General features: G+C 75.4%; 1 protein-coding gene and 1 pseudogene. Both read left to right on the top strand.

Annotated elements, in window-relative coordinates; genetic code table 11:
• A partial coding sequence (locus tag ACFFNX_RS49485) for an acyl-CoA dehydrogenase family protein (RefSeq protein WP_378213427.1) occupies positions 1-1,067 on the top strand: 1,067 nt, incomplete at its 5' end.
• Positions 1,068-1,117: 50 nt separating this feature from the next.
• A pseudogene (locus tag ACFFNX_RS49480) lies at positions 1,118-1,603 on the top strand (hypothetical protein); the annotation flags it as partial.

Genomic DNA, 1,603 nt, shown 5'->3' with positions numbered 1-1,603 from the left:
CCGCGCTGGCCGCGCTCCGCGCGTCCGAGCGGGTCGAGGCGATGGCCGCGGGCGGCTGGGTCCAGCCGCACCTGCCCCGGCCCTGGGGCCGGGCGGCCTCACCCCTCGAACAGGTCGTCATCCACCAGGAGCTGCGCGCGGCCGGAGTACGCCCGCCCGCGCTCATGATCGGGGCCTGGGTGGTGCCCTCGCTCGCCGCGCACGGGACGCCCGAGCAGCGGGAACGCTTCCTGCCCCCGACCCTGCGCGGCGAGATCATCTGGTGCCAGCTCTTCAGCGAGCCGGGCGCGGGCTCGGACCTGGCCGGGCTGCGCACCCGGGCGGAGCGGACCGAGGACGGGGACGGGACACCAGGCTGGCGGATCAGCGGCCAGAAGATCTGGACGTCGCTCGCCCGGCAGGCCCAGTGGGGCATCTGCGTCGCCCGTACCGACCCGGACGCGCCCAAGCACCGGGGCATCACCTACTTCCTCGTCGACATGGCCTCGCCCGGAATCGAGGTACGCCCGCTGACGGAGCTGACCGGCGAGCAGATCTTCAACGAGGTGTTCCTCGACGACGTGTTCGTGCCGGACGCGATGGTGGTCGGCGAGGTCGACGCCGGCTGGCGGGTCGCGCGCGGCACCCTCACCGCCGAACGCGTGAACCTGTCGACCGGCTGGCAACTCGGCGCCGACGTGCCGGGCCTGCTCGCGCTCGCCGAGGACCTCGGCGTCGCCGCGGATCCGGTCGTCCGCGACGCCCTGGGCCGGTTCGCCGCCGACGCGCACGTGTTCGCGCTGCTCGGCGACCGGGCGATCCTCAAGCAGCTGTCCGGCGTGGACGCCGGGGCGACCGCGAACGTCGGCAAGCTCGTCGGCATGGAGCACGGCCAGCGGGTGACGGAGTACGGGTTCGGGCTGCTCGGCGCGGAGGGCGCGCTCACCGGCCGGGACACCGACGGGCGCCGGCGGCACTGGACCCGCCTGCTGCTCGCCTCGCGCGCGATGACCATCGGCGGCGGCACCACCGAGGTCAACCTCAACGTCATCGCCGAGCGCCTGCTCGGCCTGCCCCGCGACCCGTGAGGTGGCACGTCCTCGAGGCCGGGGAGCGGTCGGGTAGCGTTCGTCCTCCCATGCGAGTCACGACGCGAGGCCGGCACACGGTGGTGGCGGCCGGCGCCGGGCTTCTGCTCGGCGCGCTGGCGCTGGGACCCGCGCTCGCCCCGGGGTTCGTGCTCGCCTACGACATGGTCTTCGTGCCGCACCCGGCCCTGTCCGAGGCGACGTTCGGGCTGACCGGCATGCTGCCCCGGCACGTGCCCAGCGACGCCGTCGTGGCCGCCCTGTCCCACCTCGCGCCGGCCGGCCTGGTGCAGAAGGCGATCCTGCTGGCGATCTTCGTGCTGGCGTTCGCCTCCGCGTCCGCGCTGGTGCCCGGCGACCGGCTCCTGCCGCGGCTCGCCGCCGGTGTCGTCTACGCCTGGAACCCCTACGTCGCCGAACGCCTGCTGCTCGGCCAGTGGGCGCTCCTGCTCGGCTACACGGCGCTTCCGCTCGTCGTGACGGCGGCGGCGCGCGGGGACCACCGGCGGCTGGCGCTCGCGCTGCTCCCGGCCGCG

This window comes from Actinoallomurus acaciae, from assembly GCF_042429965.1.
Taxonomy (GTDB): Bacteria; Actinomycetota; Actinomycetes; order Streptosporangiales; family Streptosporangiaceae; genus Actinoallomurus; species Actinoallomurus acaciae.
The sequence above is the reverse complement of the archived record's forward strand: the minus strand, read 5'-3'. Positions and strand labels throughout refer to the sequence as shown.